At 40.4% G+C, this 15,733-nt stretch carries 15 protein-coding genes and 1 pseudogene; 10 read left to right on the top strand and 6 right to left on the bottom strand.

Annotated elements, in window-relative coordinates; translation table 11 throughout:
* Positions 1-16: 16 nt before the first annotated feature.
* A protein-coding gene (locus MKZ02_RS00325) for an IS3 family transposase (RefSeq protein ID WP_340851290.1) occupies positions 17-1,167 on the bottom strand; the annotation gives its coding sequence in 2 pieces (ribosomal slippage) (positions 17-894 and positions 894-1,167; 1,152 coding nt in all).
* A 285-nt stretch (positions 1,168-1,452) separates the two neighbouring features.
* Here MKZ02_RS00325 and MKZ02_RS00320 point away from each other — a divergent pair.
* The 3 genes from MKZ02_RS00320 to MKZ02_RS00310 all read left to right on the top strand — a co-directional run bounded on the left by MKZ02_RS00320 (position 1,453) and on the right by MKZ02_RS00310 (position 3,604).
* Positions 1,453-2,853: an amino acid permease gene (locus MKZ02_RS00320; protein WP_340851288.1), complete on the top strand. Its 1,401-nt coding sequence runs from the start codon at positions 1,453-1,455 to the stop codon at positions 2,851-2,853.
* Positions 2,854-2,857: 4 nt separating this feature from the next.
* Positions 2,858-3,352 carry a DUF421 domain-containing protein gene (locus MKZ02_RS00315; RefSeq protein WP_120036118.1) on the top strand — a complete coding sequence of 165 codons (495 nt, stop codon included), beginning with the start codon at positions 2,858-2,860 and terminating at the stop codon, positions 3,350-3,352.
* A gap of 87 nt (positions 3,353-3,439) precedes the next feature.
* A complete protein-coding gene (locus MKZ02_RS00310) occupies positions 3,440-3,604 on the top strand; it encodes a KGG domain-containing protein (protein ID WP_120036119.1) in 165 nt (54 codons plus the stop codon).
* Between the two features lie 559 nt (positions 3,605-4,163).
* Here MKZ02_RS00310 and MKZ02_RS00305 read toward each other — a convergent pair.
* The 3 genes from MKZ02_RS00305 to MKZ02_RS00295 form a co-directional block, all read right to left on the bottom strand.
* Positions 4,164-4,652 carry a spore coat protein gene (locus tag MKZ02_RS00305; protein WP_120036120.1) on the bottom strand — a complete coding sequence of 163 codons (489 nt, stop codon included), beginning with the start codon at positions 4,650-4,652 and terminating at the stop codon, positions 4,164-4,166.
* Positions 4,653-4,692: 40 nt separating this feature from the next.
* Positions 4,693-4,890 (bottom strand): hypothetical protein, encoded by a 198-nt coding sequence (locus MKZ02_RS00300; RefSeq protein WP_120036121.1) that lies wholly within the window; start codon positions 4,888-4,890, stop codon positions 4,693-4,695.
* A gap of 171 nt (positions 4,891-5,061) precedes the next feature.
* A complete protein-coding gene (locus MKZ02_RS00295) occupies positions 5,062-5,946 on the bottom strand; it encodes a LysR family transcriptional regulator (protein ID WP_120036122.1) in 885 nt (294 codons plus the stop codon).
* A gap of 142 nt (positions 5,947-6,088) precedes the next feature.
* Between MKZ02_RS00295 and MKZ02_RS00290 the strand changes: the two genes are divergently transcribed.
* From MKZ02_RS00290 to MKZ02_RS00275, 4 genes are all read left to right on the top strand, one after another.
* Positions 6,089-6,862, top strand: a complete 774-nt coding sequence (locus MKZ02_RS00290) for an alpha/beta hydrolase (protein WP_340851286.1) — start codon at positions 6,089-6,091, stop codon at positions 6,860-6,862.
* A complete protein-coding gene (locus MKZ02_RS00285; RefSeq protein ID WP_120036124.1) occupies positions 6,846-8,069 on the top strand; it encodes an MFS transporter in 1,224 nt (407 codons plus the stop codon). The genes MKZ02_RS00290 and MKZ02_RS00285 overlap by 17 nt, the downstream gene beginning before the upstream one ends.
* A gap of 167 nt (positions 8,070-8,236) precedes the next feature.
* The gene (locus MKZ02_RS00280; RefSeq protein ID WP_340856279.1) at positions 8,237-8,905 is read left to right on the top strand and encodes a response regulator transcription factor; all 669 of its coding nucleotides are present in this window, start codon (positions 8,237-8,239) and stop codon (positions 8,903-8,905) included.
* A gap of 100 nt (positions 8,906-9,005) precedes the next feature.
* On the top strand, positions 9,006-9,419 hold the full coding sequence (locus MKZ02_RS00275; RefSeq protein ID WP_340851285.1) for a universal stress protein: 414 nt from the start codon (positions 9,006-9,008) through the stop codon (positions 9,417-9,419).
* On the opposite strand, the gene MKZ02_RS00270 is transcribed toward MKZ02_RS00275, so the two are convergent.
* Positions 9,416-12,160, bottom strand: a complete 2,745-nt coding sequence (locus MKZ02_RS00270; protein WP_340851284.1) for a response regulator — start codon at positions 12,158-12,160, stop codon at positions 9,416-9,418. The two genes, MKZ02_RS00275 and MKZ02_RS00270, sit on opposite strands and share 4 nt — an antisense overlap.
* Before the next feature lie 200 nt (positions 12,161-12,360).
* Here MKZ02_RS00270 and MKZ02_RS00265 point away from each other — a divergent pair, with 200 nt between their 5' ends.
* The gene (locus tag MKZ02_RS00265) at positions 12,361-12,795 is read left to right on the top strand and encodes a universal stress protein (RefSeq protein ID WP_340851283.1); all 435 of its coding nucleotides are present in this window, start codon (positions 12,361-12,363) and stop codon (positions 12,793-12,795) included.
* 125 nt (positions 12,796-12,920) lie between these two features.
* Positions 12,921-13,364, top strand: coding sequence for a universal stress protein (locus MKZ02_RS00260; protein ID WP_340851280.1), 444 nt, complete (start codon positions 12,921-12,923; stop codon positions 13,362-13,364).
* Between the two features lie 163 nt (positions 13,365-13,527).
* On the opposite strand, the pseudogene MKZ02_RS00255 reads toward MKZ02_RS00260, so the two are convergent.
* Positions 13,528-14,000, bottom strand: a pseudogene (locus tag MKZ02_RS00255) (GNAT family N-acetyltransferase).
* 814 nt (positions 14,001-14,814) lie between these two features.
* Here MKZ02_RS00255 and MKZ02_RS00250 point away from each other — a divergent pair.
* Positions 14,815-15,717 (top strand): DUF2935 domain-containing protein, encoded by a 903-nt coding sequence (locus MKZ02_RS00250; protein WP_120036130.1) that lies wholly within the window; start codon positions 14,815-14,817, stop codon positions 15,715-15,717.
* Positions 15,718-15,733: the final 16 nt, after the last annotated feature.

The raw sequence follows: 15,733 nt of genomic DNA, 5'->3' as shown, positions 1-15,733 counted from the left end.
AGGGATCAAAACACCTTTAAGCAGCCAGCTGCCGATATTTGACCGGTGGCTGGTTGTTTAGTTTCGCTTGAATACGGATATGGTTATAATAGTGAATATAGCTTTCGACAGTTTGCTCTACGATAGCCGTCGTAGTGCTTGTCAACTCGTCGAGATAGAACGTTTCAGACTTTAGCGAGGAATGAAACGATTCGATGGAGGCATTATCAGAGGGTGTCCCTTTCCGGGACATACTCATGGTAATGCCTTTTTCTTTGACTGCCTGCTGATAAGCATAAGATGTGTACACAGATCCCTGATCGCTGTGCAGAATGCATCCCTCTGGGAGGGGTGGCAGCTGGGCCAGCGTATGTAGCACAAAATCTGTATTCTGGCAGCTTCCTAAAGAATAGGCAATGATTTCGCCGTTAAATAAATCCTGAATACTTGAAAGATACAGCTGTTTCTGGCCAAAAGGCAAGTATGTAATATCTGTGACGAGCTTTTGAAGAGGCTGATTTGCCTGGAAATCTCCTTTTAACAGGTTATCGGAAATATGACAGGGCTGTCCTGTTCGTTTGCGTTTCTTCACTTTTACCCGGCACTGCCAGCCATACTTCTGCATTACACGCTGTACCGCTTTATGGTTAATCGACATCTCTCGTTTTAATAAGGCCGTGATTTTACGATAACCATATCGAAACTTAAGGTCCCGGCACAACGTGCCGATTTTTCGTTCAACGATCTGCCTGGCTGTTTCTTTCCGGCTCCTGCTCTTCCAGCGATAATAAGTGGATCTAGCAATGCCGAGATGCCGGCATATTTCCCTGACGGGCATGCTGGTTTGGAGTTCTTTTACTAATTCTACAGCTGTTTCTGGGACCACTTCCTCTCCAATTCTTTGTACTTTTTTAGTACTTCAATCTGCTGTTTCAAATACCGATTTTCTGCCTTCAGTTTCTCTGTTTCACTTTCATACTCAGCCCCTTTTCCGAAGGAATACTGCTTGCCCACTGGCTGTTCAAATCGATGAAACTCGCCTGCTTTGTACCATTTCATCCATGTTTTAAGCTGTGTCTTATTTCGAATGTTTAATTCCTTTAAGACTTCTTTGACCGGCACCCCAGCTAATCTCATTTTTACAGCCTTCATTTTTACTTCCGCTGGATAACTGACTCTTGTCCCCATAGAAAAACACCTCCAAGTTATTTTCGAGTATCCCATACTCGTTTTCAACTTAAAGGTGTTTTTTATTTGTCTCACTTTATGGGGTCAGTCCAAGACTGCATCTCTTGGCTTTTTTTATTCTCTTTAGCAAGAAGTAATGGCCTCTGCTCTGATTTCTTGCCATTCCTTGCTCCTTTTAACTTGCTGAGGTAAAAGCGAATTTCTGTCATCTTTCTTGTTTTTAATGTTTATTCCTCTAGAAGGCGGTCTAAAGGAGTAGCAGACACAACGCGAGGAGGGTGCAAAATGCATAATGAACATGTTGTCAAGCAGATGGTGAATGAGACAAAGAAGCAAGAACAAGCGAAAGGGAACACGAAAGGAATCCAGTGGTGGCAGCTTTCGCTGATTGGCATCGGCTCGATTATCGGGGCGGGTTTTTTATTAGGGACGGGACTTACCATTAAGACGGCCGGCACTTCTATGATTTTTGCTTATCTTTTAGGAGGGATTATTGCGTTCCTGGCCTTCAGTGCTTTGGCGGAGATGTCAGTTCACGATCCTCAGGAAGGCTCATTCCGGACGTATGCCAAACTCGCTTTTGGGCATCGGATGGGATTTGTCAGCGGATGGATGTATTGGATTTCCGGTGTGCTGATTATGTCGAGTGAAGTGACAGCTTTGTCCATTTTCACTCAGTACTGGTTTCACGATGTTCCATTATGGGTTTTTGCGATTATTTATTCGGTGCTCGCCCTTGGAATCAATCTTTTAGGGATGAGCAACTTCGGAAAAGTCGAGACGGTATTTGCTGTGATTAAATTGTCCACTTTAGTGATTTTTATCTTGTTTGGCGTCTTGCTTCTTTTAGGGGTTATTTCCCCGGGGGCCGCCAAGATGCATGCAGGGTCTGTTTTTCATATGTCTAATATGTTTCCGCACGGCTTTACCGGCTGGTGGTCTTCTCTTATTTTTGCCCTATTTTCTTTTGGGGGAATTGCCGTCATTGGAGTGACTTCCACCGAGCTTAAGCATAAGGAAGATGTCAGTAAATCAGGGATTGCTTTAATCATCACATTAGTATGTCTATATGTCTTTTCTCTCTTTATGGTTGTATCAATGGTTTCTTGGACGAAGATTGGCGAGGGAGAGAGTCCATTCGTAACAGCGTTATCAAACTTCCCGATTCCTTATTTGGGGACCATTTTTAATATCATTATTATTAGTGCGGCATTTTCAACGATGGTCGGGTCGCTGTTTTCTATTACAAAGGTTTTAATCTCCTTGTCAAAGGATGGGGATGCACCAAAGTCGTTGTCTCATATAACCGAAAAAGGAGTTCCTTTGCGAGCGCTGATCCTTGGAATATCCGGGCTGGCTGCGTCTGTTATTGTTTCTTTCTTTCTGCCGAGTACCGTGTATGAGTATCTAACCACCGCAGCAGGAGTAACGCTGATTTTGAATTGGTGTATCATTTTATCTTCCCAAATTAAACACCGGAAGACTTATATGATCAGGGAAGCTGCACACACTTTTAAAATGGCGGGGGCACCTTTTACCTCCTATACTGGAATTTTATTAATTGCCTTTGTTCTATGCGGCGCGCTTCTCCGAGCTAATGAGCGATATGGCCTATTTATCAGTCTGGGAATTGTTCTAATGATCTTCTTGGCTTCTGCTTTCTTTACAAAAGAGAGAAGGGGGTAAAAAGATGGGACTTGGAATGATGTTAATTAAACTTGCCAGTGGTTTTGTGGCTCTTGTGATTTGTATGAAGTGGACAGGTACAAAAGGAATCTCTAATTTGACTCCTATTGACTTTATCTGGAGTATTATGCTTTCGGAAATATTTGGAAACGGCCTTTATGATCCACAAGTGAAATGGTATGTCGTGTTGATCATGCTCCTGGCATGGTGTGCGATCAAATTACTGTTTGATAAAATTATGTTTCATACAGATAAGGTGGAAATTTTTATATCTGGAAAGGAAGTTTTAATTATTCGTGATGGAGAACTTGATCATAAGATGCTCGAAAAGAATTGCCTGGATTTGAGAGATTTAAAAGAAGCATTAAGAAAGCAAAGCATCTTTTCCATCAATGAAGTGGAACATGCGTATTTAGAAAAGGATGGAAGTATAACAGTCAAAAAGAAAGCGGCATTTGAACCGGTTACAAAGGGCGATTTAAATATAAAGGTTAAATGATAGCTATTCGATTAACATTGGTTTAAGGAAATAGAGAAAAGGGAAAAGCGTAGGACGGAAGAAAATAGATAGAAGGAGGAGTCTTTCATGGCTAATAACAATGAGAAAGATAAAATGACAGTCGAAGAGGCTGGCCGCAAAGGCGGAGAGACTACAGCCCGTAAACATGGCAAGGAATTTTACCAGGAAATCGGAGAAAAAGGCGGCGAAGCACGCGCTGAACAGCGTGAGAACGACGATGATAATAAATAAAATGAGGAAGCTGTTCTATTAGTCAGTAAACATGACTTTTAGAACAGCTTCTTTTTTCTATAGTAAACATCGTTCCTATGGGTTTGAATATATTTCCATAAAGGAAAAATAATCTTTAGAGAAAAGGTAAAAAAGCCAGGCGGACTACCTGGCCTTCAAAGTATGATAGTTAAGGAATAAGGGGGAAAAGCATTTTATGATCTTGTCTTGTTATAGGGGACAACAGAGATTATGCGGTACCGCAGCTTAGACAGACTCGTATTAATAAGTTGTTGTGATAGAGTGTATTGAGTAGGAAGCATTTAAAGAGGACTTAAATCCAAAGAGCAACGTCTATTAAACATGATCCTGGGGAGTGCTTGTGTTTCTGGCTTGCTAAATGACTTTTCGTGGGATATCTTGACAGTCAAAGAGAAGCACACATCAACACACTGATGACTTTCTCATCTATATAACCAATCATTCTCTCTTTCCTTATTTTCTAATATAATGATTCTGCGATGGATCTTATTCTACTAGTGCTATTCATAAGGGGACACAAAAGAGAGTAATAAAAACTTTATAAAATGTTAATTCTTACAAGAAGTGCAATGAGGACTTGCAACAGCAATTGAATATTTACAACTAGGTCAGTATCAGTTGTTGTAATTCTGACGCCTCTTGAGTTCTCAACGTATGTTTGCTGCCGATTTACTTGGCTTGATTTTAGTCTTCCCAATAAATCTTGTGTAATTCTTTCGGCTTTTTCACTATCCGCAATTGATATGCTGATAACTAATGCGATGGCAGCTTGGAGCGCTACTTGCACAGAGAGTGCAGCTTGTGTGTCAGTTGTTACAATCTCCACATCTGCCGAGTCAATGACGATAATCTGCTCAAAAGATTGTTGGATTGTTTCAATTGTCCCAGTTAAATCCTGATTCTCATTGCTTAATGGATGACTTGATGAGGGGTCTAACGCACTCCAACTTCTATGGCATCTTCTTTCAGTTAGATCCATACCCTGCACTTCAGGGGCTTCACCGGCCCATACCCTACTTTCCTTCATTCTTTATTTCTCCTTATCATTTTTTATTTTTCCTAATGACCTATTTCTCGACATTTTTTGTTAGATTCTCTACGTTCTTTTTTAAATCTTTTAAGAGATTTTGTAATTCTTTCTTTTCACGTGCACTTAGTTTTGGTTTGTTCATTTTTGCCCCATGCTTCTTAAACAATTCACCAATCAAAAGGTCCATACTGGTTCTTGTGATTGAATCCTGTTGTTTGCCAAATTTCCCTGCCACTTAAACCCCTCCTTAATCATTTATCTACTGTTAAGATATGTACGGTGGAGGACAGATGTATGGATGCTTGTACTGAGTTATTTGCCTTTTTCTACAGGGCACCGTGTATCGCTCATCTTTTGTTTTAAGCTGTTCGTAAATTTAGTCCATTACACAACGATAAGCAAAGCATTAATTATTCATGACAATGTCCACAAAATGAGAGACATGAGGCAGCATGTCGATTTCCTTTTTTCTTGTACAAAGATAGGTAGGCCGCTTAATATCAATATCTTTAACATAGACCCTTGCGACCTGTTTTTGCTGAATATAGTCGGCTACAGCGATGGAGGGAGCCAGCATGACGCCAAAACCCGCGGCAACTGTTCGGATCGATTCATTTAATCCATATAGCTGCATGCCGATCTTTGGCAGAGGGGTTTTATGAAGATTGCATAAGGCAAGCAACAAATCTTTAGTGGAGCTGCCTTTTTCCCTTAAAATAAATGGCTCATCCATTAACTTTTCAAATGAAATGGTTTCTTCAGCAAGATGGTGATGGGAGGGAACAATAAAACAATATTCCAAATCCATTAGGAATTGATAATCCAAATCGGGGTGATGCTTGCTTTCTTCAATAACGAAAGCTAGATCGGCTTTATAGTGAAGCAGCTGCTCGATGACTTGCTGTGTATTTTCTGTTTTTACATTAATCATGACAGATGGATACGTTTCTTTGTAATGACACAACCATTTAGGCAATAGGAAATTGGCCGGCACGTAGGAGGCGGCAATATTTAAGTCATCTACTCCTGAATCTTTTATTTGGTCTATCTTATTTTCTATGTCATTCTCCAGATCAAACAGTCTCTGTGCTTGTTTATAGAGAAACTCACCATTAGGTGTAAGGGTGATTCCTCTTCCTTTTGATTCAATTAGCGTAAATCCCATTTCTTTTTCTAAATTCCGAATTTGAATGGTAACAGCTGGCTGACTAATTCTAAGGATAGCTGCTGCTTTGGAAACACTTTTCAATTCAGCCACTTTTGTAAATAAGCGAAGTGCGTGTATATTCATCTTTAAATCCCTACCTATAAATATAATTTATAAAACAATATAAATTATATATTATATTTATTGTTTTTACTTTTGTATTCTTTATATAGAGGAATAAAAATCTACAGATTTCACAACAGATGACTAACAGGGAGTTATAAACATGAAAATTGTTGTACCAAAGCCTTTTATGTATAAGGCAAAGACAAGAGCTGTTCTTTTACTTCATGGTTTTACCGGCAATACGATTGATGTCAAAATGCTCGGAAGGTATTTGCAGGAATACGGTTATACTTGTCATGCTCCCTTATATAGAGGGCATGGAGCAGATCCAGATCGACTCATTCAAACAGGTCCTGAAGATTGGTGGAGAGATGCAGTAGATGGGTATGACCATCTGACTTCAGAGGGATATGAGGAAATCGCTGTTATTGGTATTTCATTGGGAGGAACCTTCGCTTTAAAATTGGCTTCTTTTTTAAAAGTGAAGGCGGTTGTCTCGATATGTGCCCCTGTCTTAGCAAAAGATATCGAGGGTTTATATAGACGTGTGAACGATTACGCAGAAGGATATAAAAAATTTGAAGGGAAAAGTGATGGACAAATACGAGTTGAAATGAAAGACTTCACTAACATGCCAGTGGCTTCTTTGCAGGACTTACAGCAACTTATTAGTCAGGTGAAAAATAGCTTAAAGGCGATTGCCTCTCCTGTTTTTGTTTTGCAGGGGAGATTGGACCATCCTGTCTATAGAGAAAGTGCGGATATTATCTTCAATACAGTGAATGTAGAAAATAAGCTTATTCGCTGGTATGAAGATTCGGGTCATATTATTACACTAGGGAAGGAACGCCAACAGGTGTATGAAGACGTCCGTGTGTTTCTAGATTCCCTCGAATGGAAAAGACAGAGTGAATCTGATGATAACCATGAGTAAAGACAAACAGGCTGCCATGAACAAAGAGCATATCCAACAAGGCACGCCAGCCTTCAAAAAAGCTAATTTTGCATTATTTGCCGCTGGTTTTATTACGTTTGCCAACCTATATATTACCCAGCCGCTCTTGCCAATCTTCACGAAGGAGTTCCATGTCACACCAACAATGGCCAGCTTGTCTTTATCGTTAACTACACTTTCGCTGGCATTTGGTCTGCTTATTTTCGGTTCTCTTTCCGAGGCATGGGGACGAAAAAATATCATGTCCATTTGCATTGTCATAGCCTCTCTGTTAACTTTGGTCGTCGCATTTTCACCGTCTTTTAAGCTTCTTCTTATGCTGCGGATTATACAGGGGTTTGCTTTTGCTGGAATTCCTTCTATTGCTATGGCTTATTTAGGGGAAGAAATAGAGGGAAGAAGCTTAGGTGTGGCCATGGGTCTTTATATTAGTGGAAATTCCATCGGTGGACTTGCAGGAAGAGTGCTTATGGGAACGATAACTGATCTTGTTTCCTGGACAGCAGGTATGATTTTGCTAGGAAGCATCAGTCTAATTGCCTGTGTGTATTTTATGTGGGCGCTTCCGCCTTCCAAGCATTTTGTCTCACAGCCATTAGCTTTAAGGCCGCTGTTCCGGTCGCTCATGTCTCATTTGAAAGACCCGGTCTTGGTGTCATTGTTCTTGATCGCTTTTTTCTTGATGGGCAGTTTTGTAACTGTGTTTAATTATCTTGGTTTTAAGCTGACGGAACCGCCTTATTATTTAAGCATGACAATTATCGGCTGGATTTTTCTTGTTTATTTAGTAGGCACATTTAGTTCAACTTGGTTTGGCATACTTGCTGACAGGTATGGACGCCCTTTATTGATACTGACGGGCACAGTGCTTATGCTGTGCGGTGTGTTACTGACCTTGCCCATACCAATATTTTATAAACTGATTGGTATTGTCATATTTACATTCGGATTCTTTGGCGCCCATTCTGTTGCAAGCGGGCTAGTAAGCCGACATGCTACGCACGATATTGCTCAAGCCTCGTCCCTTTATTTATTTGCCTATTATTTAGGATCAAGTGTCGGTGGAGCAACAGGCGGTGTGTTTTGGTCGCTCTTTGGGTGGTCTGGAGTGACAAGCTTTACTATAGGATTATTAATCATCTCTCTTCTTTTAGTTCTAAGGGTAAAAAAACTATCTAAGGCCTGATAGGAAAAGGGATTGGGTAATAGAGAAAGAAGCTAATCCCTTCTCTATCCCCTTGTTAAAAGCCTCCTTTTTACTTATTACAGTTAACCGGATTTGGCTCGTCACCTTTGCTGGTAAATGATAGAATACAAGTGACAGAGGTTTAGAGGCAGGGGAGGTAAAGTGTGATGCAGGTTATTCGCACCTTGATTGTAGATGATCATGCTATCGTTAGAATGGGTGTAAAAATGCTTCTCGGAAAGCAGGGAAATATTGAAGTGGTGGGTGAAGCGGCTGATGGGCAAGAAGCTGTTGAGAAGGCGTTGTCTCTAAAGCCGGACCTCGTTATTATGGATCTCAGCATGCCTCCTGGCAAAAATGGTTTAGAAGCCACACGAGAATTAAAACAATCCCTTCCTGAAACCCAGGTTTTAATACTTACCATGCATGATGATGAGGATTATTTGTTTCAGGTGCTGCAAGCAGGCGCTTCAGGCTATATTTTGAAAAATGCACTTGATTCAGAATTGCTTACCGCCGTTAATGCCGTATGGGAAGGGCAAGCTTACTTGCATCCCTCTGCAGCTAAATCATTAGTGGAAGATTTTTTGAAACGAGTGAACTGCGGGGAAGATCTTTCTACCTATAAATTGTTAAGCAACCGGGAAGAGGAAATACTCGTATTCATTGCAAAAGGCTACAGCAATAAAGAAATCGCTGAGATCTTATATATTAGTGTAAAAACGGTGGAGACTCATAAAAGCCGGATAATGGATAAGCTTGGCCTTCAAAAAAGACATGAGCTAGTTGCCTATGCAATGAAAAAGGGGATGCTCAGTCTTGATCATCCCTTATAAACTATATAATGAACCAGAGAATATCAGGGAAAGCCCTGATATTTTTTTGTGTTTTCTGCCTTTATAATAAATAAAAAGTTATGAAAGGAAAGGATGAAGTATGGATAACAATATATTGGTCTATGCAGATAATGCCGAGCATGCACTAGAAGCTGTTAAGCGTGTTGTAAAGTGCGAGTCCGGCCCTTCCACAGCAACCATTACTTTTCTTTATATCCTTCCTGTTTCCGACCATCTGCAGGAAGTTTTTCAGGAGGGAGTGAAGCTTGCGGAGAAGCTTCATGACTACTCAGAATTTTTTCAGGAAGCAGGCAACTATCTCAACGAATTACAAATAAACCACAAGAAAATGGTTCGAATGGGGAACCCTTCCCAAGAAATCGCTTTAATCACCCAGTCGGATTGCTACGATTTGTTGGTTATTGCAAAGACTGCAAGTGAAGAGAGTGTAAAGTTAATTACACAAAAAGCAAAATGTCCTGTTTTCACTTTAAAGAACAACCATGAGGATTAATATTTTAACTGCTGTATAAAGTTTTGTAAGTGTCTGAAATGTTGCACGAGCTGTTTATAAGTGGATAAAGCTGTATCCCAATTTTCTGCTTTGGCCGCTTGTTCTATATCTTTGCTCAATTGGGTGAATTGCTCTGCATAAATGATAGCTGCAGAGCCTTTTAAATTATGCGCAGTTTTTACAGCCAAATCTTCTGAACGTTTCACAATCGATTGATGAAGGCGCTCCATTAAATCTGGAGTTGCTGATAAAAACATCTCCAGAAGCTCCTTTACCATGCTGCTGTCTCCGTAGCTTTTCTCCAGCTGATGGATAGCAATAGGGGCACTTTCCTGACCCTTACTAAGTACATCCACTTTTGTCTCCGGGAGAGACGACTCGCTTTTCGGCATCCAATGCTCAAGGACTTCACGCAGCTTCTCAAGTTTGACCGGCTTGCTTAAATAATCGTCCATGCCTGCCTTCAAATATTTTTCTCTGTCGCTTTTCATAGCATTGGCGGTCATGGCGACGATTGGTATTCGTTTCTCTGACGAGGGACTGTTTCGGATTGCTTTTGTCGCTTCTATTCCATCCATTATGGGCATCTGAATATCCATTAAAATTAAAGCGTAGTCATGTGTAGTTATTTTTTTAACGGCTTCTTGCCCGTTAGTGACGACATCCGCTGTATACCCTAGTTTTTCTAATTGAAATAAGGCCACCTTGCGATTCATCGGGTTGTCTTCTACTAGAAGAATTGGATGGTTCCTATTTATTCTTTCATGCTGACCGGTCATGCTATTCGTTTTCCTTTCCTCATTTGTGCCTTTTTTTGGTAGAGGATGGGCTAGGCTGACTATACAATCGAATAGCTGTGATTGTTTCACTGGCTTTGAAAGGCATGCGTCATACTCAGAGACAATTAAATCGTTGTTTTGTTCATTAAAATCATTAATTAAAATGAGATGAAGCTTTGACAAATAGGGAGTTTGCTTAACGATTTGGATAAACGTAGCAGGGTTCATTCCGAGATTCTCCAGATGAACGATAACGAGGTGATAAGGCTGTCCGTTAACAGCTTCTCTTTGCAGCTCTGCCAGTGCATCGATGCCATTATCAACACTTTTGTTCATCATTCCCCATGAGCTAACATACTTTTGCAAAATCTCACATTCCTCTGGATGATCATCTACAATTAATAGGCGCAGATGCTCCAAGGGCATATCGACCATGCGCTGTTCCATTTGCTTAGATGACTCCTCGATCGAAAACGGCAGGTTAAACCAAAAAGTTGATCCGTTTTCTTTCTCGCTTTCTACGCCTATCTCTCCGTCCATCAGTTCTACTAGCCGTTTTGATATGGCCAGTCCAAGGCCAGTCCCGCCGAATTTGCGAGTGGTCGAACCGTCTGACTGGACAAAAGGTTGAAACAAGCCATCCTGTTCTTCATCTGAAAGGCCAATTCCTGTGTCAATAATGGCAAAATGGATAACGGCTTTCCCGTCCTTGACTTCCTTTAAGATCGCGCGTATAAGGACATTTCCTTTTTCCGTAAATTTAACGGCGTTGTCGGAAAGGTTCAAAAGAACTTGACGCAGCCTCCCGGGATCACCAATAAGCACGTTTGGAATGGAAGGATCTATATAGGTTAGAAGCGATATCTCTTTATGGCGAGCCTTTGGCAATAAGATTTCTGCAATTCCTTCCACTAATGAAGTAGGGGTGAAGGAGACGTGCTCTATCGTCATTTTTCCCGCTTCCATTTTGGAGTAATCAAGAATATCATTAATAATCGTCAGGAGAGCTTGAGACGAATCTCGAATAATGCTGATATATTCCCGTTGCTTATGATTGAGGGGTGTATCCATTAATACATCAACCATTCCAATAATACCGTTCATCGGTGTCCGGATTTCATGACTCATATTTGCAAGAAACTGTGATTTTAACTTCGAAGCTTCAAGAGCGTGGTCTCGGGCTAGTGCTAGCGCCTCTTCCATTTTTTTGCGGTCTGTAATATCAATGCCAGATCCGACTACCTCGATGACAAAGTTGCTTTCAAAAATAGGGGAAAGGGAGATGTAAAATACCTTTCCGGCAAACGACCATTCATAGTTTACATTTTCTCCTTGAAAGGCTCGTTCATGATAGCTTTCTAATTCCATAGCTACATGTTTAGGAAAGATGTCAGATGGCGTTTTGTTTAAAGTGTTCATGGTCGTCAAGCCAATTTCTTGAGCGTTTTGTCCTGCCATTAACGTATAAACGATTTTTCTGTTTCTATCTTTTTTCAATTTAAATATTAGATTTTGCAGGTTTTTTACCGTGTGCTCAAAATTATCTCTGAGTGCTTTTTCCAAAGCTGCTTCTGTTTTTTTCCTTTCTGTAATGTCTTTTACAATACCTACAAAATGCATATCTTCCTCAATGAAAAACTGTGTAACAGCTAAATCCATCGGGAAAGTGGTCCCATCTTTGCGCTTCCCGGTTACTTCACGCCCTATTCCAATAATTTTGGCGTCACCGGTTTCCATGTAGTTGTCGATATACGTATCATGTTGGCTTTTATAAGGCTCGGGCATTAATGTATTTACTGTTTTTCCAATAATCTCCCCAGAAGAATAGCCAAATATCTTTTCTGCAGCTGGGTTGAATGATTCTATAAGTCCTTGCCGGTTGATCGTAATAATTCCGTCTATTACATGATCAATGACCAATTGGGCAATTTGTTCCCATCCATGCTCCTGTTTAGGATTCATTGTGTTCTCCTTTTCGTTAGCAAGCGTTCTTTTTCGTTTCATTTTACAAAAAAATAATGGGCCATTCCATAAATCTGTGTTAGAAATCAGGAAATAAAGGGAAATTTCATCGTAACTAAGGGAATGCCCTGATACCCGAAAGGTGTTCTTTTTTATATGATGGAATGAAGAACAATAAGAAGATAATGGAGGAGATATATATGACAAAGTACGAGAATATTCTCGTCGCTGTGGATGGCTCGAAGGGAGCACAGCGGGCGTTCGCAAAAGCATTAGATATGGCAGTTAACCAGAAGGCCCGCTTAACGATTGTGCATGTAGTAGATGCTACAGTTTTCCTTCCGGTAGAGCAATACAAAGATATCATTACAGCAGGGTCAGAGGAATACGGCCGGGAGCTGCTTGACCGCTGTGAAAAGGAAGCAAAAGAATTTGGTGTAGAGAACGTTAGGACGGCTCTTGAATTTGGTTCTCCCAAAGGACAGATTCCGGGGGTGGTGGCGACAAAATATGAAGCGGATCTGATTGTCGTAGGCGCGACTGGCTTAAATGCACTAGAGCGCTTCTTATTAGGAAGTGTATCGGAGGCAGTTATTCGCTATGCCCCATGTGATGTTTTAATCGCGAGAGAGTAATCATAAAAAGAAGCGTTAGATAAGCAAGTATTGATGCAGAATCAGGGAATATCCCGATACCTGAAGAACATTCTGTCCTCTATTATAAGAACCGAGAACACAACATTTTTATGGGGGAGATACTTATGGAAAAGTACCAAAACATTCTCGTCGCTGTGGATGGATCAGAGGAAGCAAAGCGGGCATTAACAAAAGCAGCAGGCATGGCAGCCGAAAATAATGCCCACTTAATTATTGTTCACGTAGCGGACCTTAGATATCTTACTAGATTGGAATTGTATGAGCGTTCTATCGTGTCTGAGGCAGAAAAACATGGTCGCGAGATGCTTGATAACTATAAAGAAGAAGCAAAAAAAATTGGCGCAGAGAATATTAGCACAGTCCTTGAGTTTGGCTCTCCTAGAATGGAAATTCCAAAAAACATTGCAGCCAAATATGAAGCAGATTTGATTGTTGTAGGGGCAACGGGTTTAAATGCGGTAGAAAGATTATTAATCGGAAGTGTATCAGAAGCGATTATCCGTCATGCTACCTGTGATGTCCTGATTGCAAGGACAAGAAATAACTAGAGAAAAAGAACCTATTTGAAGTAAACGAGCAGTGAATAAATGGTCGTCCCCTCTCACTTCCAGTGTTTGCAGGCATTACACTGGAAGTGAGAGGGGATTTTACTGTACCTAGAAAAATAGGAAAAGCTCAAACGTATTTCCTCACTTGAGAAGGAGCACTTGATTAAACTAAATGTCTCACAAATAAAACCCTGTCTCGATGCAGTCCGTCATAGTTAGAGTAAACTGAAACGCCATCGATTTTTTTATCGCCTTCTTCAATAGCAAAGCCCATCTTGGCATGATAGGCAATCGAAGCCTTATTGACAGGGGAGGTTATACAGCGGACTACATTTCGGCCATGTTGCATAACGGCAGTAAAAAATGATTATACAAATGCTTTCCAATATCATGCCTTCTGTAATCAGGATGAACTCCAACAAAATGAATATAGGCTTCATTTGGGTGGGATTGAGAAAGAAAGCCTATTAGAAAGCCCACAAGCTTGCCATCCTTTTCTGCCATGAAACTTGTATATGTAAAATGGTCAAAGAATAATTTTGGTAACATATCAGCCATATTCCTTCCTCCCCACCATTCATTGATTAGGGGAGAAATGGTGTAATAATCAGGACCTATCACTGAACGAATTTTCATTTATCCCTCCAATTGTGTAAGAAACCACATGCATTCCACTTTACCGTAAAGTGGAATGCATGTGGTTTTTTCGTTCTTCAATTAAAGAAAAAGATGCTTGTTTCGTTGTTTGTGCACTTAAGAGCATGGAACATGAGGAGGGATTTTCACAGTTAATAAAATAAAGGGGTGAAAATTTGTCCCTCTCAAAAAGTAAAAAACTTTACTTTTCTGTATAAAACCTTACAATCACAAGGTTCCTTAAGGGGTTAAAGGTTGTCATGAAGATTGCAATCTAATAAAGTGGATAAAAAAATCAATCTGCAGATAAGCTGTGCTTTTTTGAAAGCGATTGCCGGAATGGATAGACGGGTTAACCGCTCACACATAAGGCAGCATGCCTAGCTGTTTTTAGCGGCCATGCAGAAAGCATATGTTTATGAATTGAGCAAAGGTTTCAAAGGAAAAGGGGAGAGAAAAATAAGTCATGAAATTTTAGTAAAGGCAAATGAGATGAGGAATGAGCTAGTAGGCTATCGCAGATATCTTCATCAAAACCCCGAAATTGGATTTGAACTTCCTAACACTGTCGCTTACGTTGAAAAAATATTGACTGACATGGGAATGAAACCAAAAAAGTAGGAAAAGCCGGTCTTGTCGTAACCATCGGAAATGGCAATGGCAAAACGATTTTGTTACGAGGGGACATGGATGCCCTGCCGATGGAAGAAAACACAGATTTGCCTTTTAAATAATAAATGTTTGGGATGTACATCATAATCTTATCTTCAGCTAAATATGATGAATAGTAAAGTGGAAGTCATGGGGGTGAAATATGCAGAACCAGCCACAGCTGCCTGGCCATGTTAGTGCTGAGCAGTTTAATCAGATGTTGGTCTCTCCTGAATCATTTGCTGCGAAGCCCGAGTCTCTTACTGAACAGATGTTTGTTGAGCGTTCACTGACAGAAAATAGATTTTGGCTCAGGATTATGAAGGAACATGCTTTGTTTTTAGGAGAAGGGTTTAATCGTAAGGATACACAGCTCATACAGCAAACAGACAGGTTTCACTACTATTTTGAACAGCAGGAAAAAAAGGCGCACCAAGTGCCAAACAATGTAGCGCTAGTAAGAAAATTAAATGAGGAAAGCATAGAGCTAGTCCATGGCTTCCGGAACTTCAAAAGAAATTTACTAATCATGATCATAAATTGTAAAGTGAGCGGTTTTAATTTTCCTTTACTTGTTGACCATATTGCAAGGGAAGCCGAGTATTTTATGCGGACGTTAAAAAAGTTTAATAAGGGAATTTTAGAGCCTATTCAGGATGCCATAATTAATGAAAATGTCTTCTGGCTTAGAATCATGATGGAGCATTCCCGCTTTATTTCTTCATTACTGGACCAATCTGAAAGGAACTTAGTTAACACCGCGAGAAAATTTGGAGACGATTTTGAGACACTATTAAATCAAGCAAGAGATGTGGAATCCATGCTGTATCATAAACAGCCAACATACCCAATTATCGGCAGAATGAATAAAGACAGCGAAAATGCTGCTACAGAACTGCGAGCATTCAAGAAAACGGGGCTCGATCTGATTCGCTCTTGCCAGATTCGTAATGTAATCAATCCTTTATTAGCAGACCATGTTTTGCGGGAGGCGGATCATTTCTTGTATATGATTCATGTCCTAGAGGAAAGGCTGAATAAGAAAATGGCGGAGCAGCAGCGCTAACAGTTCTTATCTTTAG

The sequence above is a fragment of the Pseudobacillus sp. FSL P4-0506 genome (genome assembly GCF_038003025.1).
In the GTDB taxonomy this organism is placed as follows: domain Bacteria; phylum Bacillota; class Bacilli; order Bacillales; family Domibacillaceae; genus Pseudobacillus.
Note: the sequence above shows the minus strand (reverse complement) of the source record. Positions and strands in the feature narration are given on the sequence as shown.

Coding starts and splice junctions, on each gene's coding strand:
- MKZ02_RS00320 (WP_340851288.1), top strand. CDS start 1,453: ATGCATAATGAACATGTTGTCAAGCAGATGGTGAATGAGACAAAGAAG.
- MKZ02_RS00315 (WP_120036118.1), top strand. CDS start 2,858: ATGGGACTTGGAATGATGTTAATTAAACTTGCCAGTGGTTTTGTGGCT.
- MKZ02_RS00310 (WP_120036119.1), top strand. CDS start 3,440: ATGGCTAATAACAATGAGAAAGATAAAATGACAGTCGAAGAGGCTGGC.
- MKZ02_RS00305 (WP_120036120.1), bottom strand. CDS start 4,652: ATGAAGGAAAGTAGGGTATGGGCCGGTGAAGCCCCTGAAGTGCAGGGT.
- MKZ02_RS00295 (WP_120036122.1), bottom strand. CDS start 5,946: ATGAATATACACGCACTTCGCTTATTTACAAAAGTGGCTGAATTGAAA.
- MKZ02_RS00290 (WP_340851286.1), top strand. CDS start 6,089: ATGAAAATTGTTGTACCAAAGCCTTTTATGTATAAGGCAAAGACAAGA.
- MKZ02_RS00285 (WP_120036124.1), top strand. CDS start 6,846: ATGATAACCATGAGTAAAGACAAACAGGCTGCCATGAACAAAGAGCAT.
- MKZ02_RS00280 (WP_340856279.1), top strand. CDS start 8,237: ATGCAGGTTATTCGCACCTTGATTGTAGATGATCATGCTATCGTTAGA.
- MKZ02_RS00275 (WP_340851285.1), top strand. CDS start 9,006: ATGGATAACAATATATTGGTCTATGCAGATAATGCCGAGCATGCACTA.
- MKZ02_RS00270 (WP_340851284.1), bottom strand. CDS start 12,160: ATGAATCCTAAACAGGAGCATGGATGGGAACAAATTGCCCAATTGGTC.
- MKZ02_RS00265 (WP_340851283.1), top strand. CDS start 12,361: ATGACAAAGTACGAGAATATTCTCGTCGCTGTGGATGGCTCGAAGGGA.
- MKZ02_RS00260 (WP_340851280.1), top strand. CDS start 12,921: ATGGAAAAGTACCAAAACATTCTCGTCGCTGTGGATGGATCAGAGGAA.
- MKZ02_RS00250 (WP_120036130.1), top strand. CDS start 14,815: ATGCAGAACCAGCCACAGCTGCCTGGCCATGTTAGTGCTGAGCAGTTT.